The sequence below is a fragment of the Janthinobacterium paucivorans genome (assembly GCF_051380805.1).
In the GTDB taxonomy this organism is placed as follows: domain Bacteria; phylum Pseudomonadota; class Gammaproteobacteria; order Burkholderiales; family Burkholderiaceae_D; genus Janthinobacterium; species Janthinobacterium lividum_D.
In genome coordinates, this window is record NZ_JBNYXR010000033.1 from 1 (window position 1) to 3,374 (window position 3,374).

Annotated in this window: 8 protein-coding genes and 1 pseudogene; all 9 read right to left on the reverse strand. The window is 55.5% G+C overall.

Going from position 1 to position 3,374, the window contains the following annotated elements; translation table 11 throughout:
• Positions 1-22: 22 nt before the first annotated feature.
• Positions 23-277, reverse strand: a complete 255-nt coding sequence (locus ACQ4V8_RS21720; protein ID WP_070346674.1) for a hypothetical protein — start codon at positions 275-277, stop codon at positions 23-25.
• Between the two features lie 9 nt (positions 278-286).
• Positions 287-1,111 carry a major capsid protein P2 gene (locus ACQ4V8_RS21725; protein ID WP_436572187.1) on the reverse strand — a complete coding sequence of 275 codons (825 nt, stop codon included), beginning with the start codon at positions 1,109-1,111 and terminating at the stop codon, positions 287-289.
• 10 nt (positions 1,112-1,121) lie between these two features.
• Complete coding sequence (locus ACQ4V8_RS21730) at positions 1,122-1,277, reverse strand: hypothetical protein (RefSeq protein ID WP_436572188.1); 156 nt, start codon at positions 1,275-1,277, stop codon at positions 1,122-1,124.
• A 169-nt stretch (positions 1,278-1,446) separates the two neighbouring features.
• A complete protein-coding gene (locus ACQ4V8_RS21735; protein WP_436572189.1) occupies positions 1,447-2,061 on the reverse strand; it encodes a hypothetical protein in 615 nt (204 codons plus the stop codon).
• Complete coding sequence (locus ACQ4V8_RS21740) at positions 2,058-2,582, reverse strand: hypothetical protein (protein WP_436572190.1); 525 nt, start codon at positions 2,580-2,582, stop codon at positions 2,058-2,060. Before ACQ4V8_RS21740 ends, ACQ4V8_RS21735 begins: the two co-directional genes overlap by 4 nt.
• Positions 2,583-2,592: 10 nt before the next feature.
• Positions 2,593-2,874 (reverse strand): hypothetical protein, encoded by a 282-nt coding sequence (locus ACQ4V8_RS21745; RefSeq protein ID WP_436572191.1) that lies wholly within the window; start codon positions 2,872-2,874, stop codon positions 2,593-2,595.
• A gap of 2 nt (positions 2,875-2,876) precedes the next feature.
• Positions 2,877-3,041, reverse strand: a complete 165-nt coding sequence (locus tag ACQ4V8_RS21750; protein ID WP_208760749.1) for a hypothetical protein — start codon at positions 3,039-3,041, stop codon at positions 2,877-2,879.
• A gap of 1 nt (position 3,042) precedes the next feature.
• Positions 3,043-3,177 carry a hypothetical protein gene (locus ACQ4V8_RS21755; protein WP_436572192.1) on the reverse strand — a complete coding sequence of 45 codons (135 nt, stop codon included), beginning with the start codon at positions 3,175-3,177 and terminating at the stop codon, positions 3,043-3,045.
• Positions 3,174-3,374, reverse strand: a pseudogene (locus ACQ4V8_RS21760) (replication endonuclease); the annotation flags it as partial. The pseudogene ACQ4V8_RS21760 and the gene ACQ4V8_RS21755, both read right to left, overlap by 4 nt.

Below are 3,374 nucleotides of genomic sequence, written 5' to 3' on the forward strand. Positions count from 1 at the left end.
ACCTGCATTTGCGGCGCTGGCATTATTTCGACGCCACGAAGATCACCGCGCCGACCAGCATCAGCAGGAACAGCGGGTTAATCTGCGGCGTGCTGGTGACGCGGGTAGGCATGTTCGGGCGTCCCAGCACGTAGACGTTGCCGAATTCATCCTGCCCGTAGGTCTGGCTGCTGTTATACAGGGTTTGACCGCCGCCCAACTGGCGATCAATCCATGTATCGAGCGCGAAACCGGCGCGCGCGGCAAGCCACGCGTTTGTGCCGTTATCTTCTTCCATGATGGTCCCTTAGAAAACGCCCAGCGGTTCCAGAACTTCGACTTCGATCACGATGGTTTCGCCCGCCGAGAACGTGCCGAGGATTTCCATGGTTTGCGCGTCGCGGGTGTTCAATGCTTGGCTTTGATTGTCATCGGTGATGAAATCCATCATGTACAGGCCAGCTTGCGGAACTTTTTTGTATTCCATTTGCTGGTAGTCGTTCAGGCTCTTGATATTCTCTTCCACCACGACGCCGTTTTTCTTGATCAGCAAGCCGGTCATGTTGGCCGAGAAAATGGCGATACGCTTGTAGATCGAGCCGCCTTCGGACACTGCAAAATGCGGCACCGAAATCGAGAACTGGCCCGAGCCGCCAATGGTCTGATTGGAACTGTGCACGCGGGCGATCAAGGGACGGGTGGACGCCTGCGATACATCGACTTGTGGGCGGTCCACTTCCGCCCAGGCTTGCAGCGTCGGGGCCGTGGCACCAGCAATGGCAATTTCCAGTTTCAGACTGGTTACGCCCATGGTGGTATCGAGCGATCCCAGCGACTGACCCAATTCGGTCTTGCTGCGGATTTCGCTGAAATCAATCACCAGAAAACCAGCATTGGGCGTGATGCCCCGATACTGCATGCAGGTATCGCGCCGAGCGCCGGATGTGTCATAGATGATTTTGCCGTTCGCCTTCATCTGAATGCTGGTCAGCATGGCTTTCGTCAGCGCCGTGCCGCCCAATTGCAGCGTAATGCGCTCGATGGTTGTACCCAGCAGGGACGACAGATCGAGCGTGGCGACGCCGTTAGCAACGACGTTATTGAAGGGGAGGCATTTCAAGCGTAAGCCCATGGCGCGCCCCTTACAGTACGTCTTTGAGGACAGGCACGCGTTTACCGATGATGACACCGGCAACGCCCAGGGCAGCGGCTTTAGCCAGCTGGTTCGGCACGAATTTATACACGCCATACAGGATGCCAAGGGCCATCGCAAGTTTGGTCATTTCGGATTGAGACATGATTTCCTCAGAAAATTGGTAAAAAAAAATGAGAACTGTTGTTCGCAGTCCTCATAGTGTTTTTTTCCAGTTCCAAAGGCAAAAATCGGGCCTTAAGCGGTCGCCTTAGGCGGGTGGCAATTCCCGCCCTGCCGCTCAACTTTATTTTCGCTCTGTAGCATAAATACTACTAAAAACGCAGTTTTGTCCGCGCCTTTTCCTTCGTTACAGGGTCATAGCGGATGAATTCAAACGGCTTTAGCGACTCAATTTCATCAATCGGCACCCGCGTCTTTCTGGCGATGTAGTCAACGTCCTCACCGCGTGACGTAAACAGCAGGTACTCAGACGCATTGCCTATAGCGGTCTTGTCAGCTTCCGCCCATCGCTGGGATATGGCGTATATCGTGATACCCCTCTTAAGGCCGCGCCTGATCAGGATGCCCCAATTTCCCGGCGCCTTGGAGGACGTTGTAACGTCCGCCAGTTCTTCAGCAATCGCCACCAGTGGCGCGATGTAGCGCCCCGCATACATGACCACGCCACACCAGAAATCGAATTCCACCTTGATGTCTCCGCCCGCCACATACGCCACGCGCACCCGCCCTGGCGTACCCATGGCCGCTAAAAGCTCCTTTCTCGTCGTCACCTTGCGATAGCCCGGCAACTGCGCCCACTGGTCTTCTGGGTCCCAAGCACAGATGCGCTTTTCGCTGGCTGTTTCCTTCGCCACCTGGGTGGTCTTGCCACAACGCGACGCCCCAGACACCACCCTTAGGCGCCCATCTACCGTTTTTAGCGTCATGGCAGTGCCGCCGCTTCTTCCTGATGCGCACCCCTTACCCGCTCTGCCTTAGGCGCTTGCGGCCCCTGTTTCGCCGCTTCCGCTGCCCGCCTGACCGACACATCAAACATGACGGCATCACGTAGCGCCTTGACAATCGGCAGCGATACGAAGATGGCCGTTATTTCCACCTTATACGTCCCGCCAAGCTCTGCCATATCGACGCCGTATTTCGTCAGCACTGGCGCCCAAACGGACGCCAGCAACTGGCCTCTGGTCATGCCTGAATCATCCTTGTGGCCAAGCACTACCGCAACGCTTGGGAATCCGAACTGTGCCAGCGTCGGCCCCGCCAAGTCGATCAGCATACTCAGCCCTTGCGCGTTCCTGTCCATCAGCTCATTGCCGATGCGCTCAACCTCTACCTGTTGCGACTTTTCCGCATCGTTTTCTTGCGTCTCTGCCGCCGACATTAGCCGTTGAAGGTCTGCTGCCTGTTCGCCAGACATTTCCGGCTGCTGTTCCTGCTGTTCCTGTTCCATGCCGCCTCCCCTATGCGCCGAGGAAGCTGAAACCGCCCTTAGGCTGCTGTTTCTCAGCCTCCTTTACGGGCGGCTTGACTTCCGCCTTAGGCGGTTCGCCTAAGGACGGTTTCGGCAGCTTGGCCATCCAGGCTTTTGCAGCACCGGTATGCGACGCCGCAAAAGATGACTTCTCGCAGTCGGCGTGCTGACATTTATAGCTGAGCGTACCCGTTTCCGATTGCATCACCGCTACCGGGTCGCCACAGCGTTCGCATGGCATTTTGCCAAGATTTTTTTTAGCGGTGGCCATGGTTAGAAAAGTCCCTTGATCGAGTTGATTTCAAACGATTCGATAACGCCATCATCGAAGCGCAAATTGTAGTCAGCGCCATCCATGCCGACATAGCTGCCGACCTGGCCACAGCGTTCCAGCGTTTCATCGATCACCTGCACCGATTGATATTGCGTAAATTGCATCTTATTTCCCCTTCAGTTGATTGATTTCCGCCCGCAGGCGGTCGATTTCCATTGCCATATCCAGCAATGTTTCTTTGTAGCCGGACGGCAGGTACGCCGCCGCTATCGCGCTCAGTTTCGAGAACGCGGCTTTCATTTTTTCGTGCACAATTTCCCCATTTCTACGAATAAATCAGGATTAAACTCCCCAAATTTGTCAAAACATACGAAATCATTGTTTGCGAAGTACTCAAAATCGTGGTGTGGCTCGACCTGGGACGGCCACGGCGCGTCATCTTCCCAGCGATGGCCAGCGGCTGGCGTACAGTTATTGACAGGACTCCAAGGACGGCA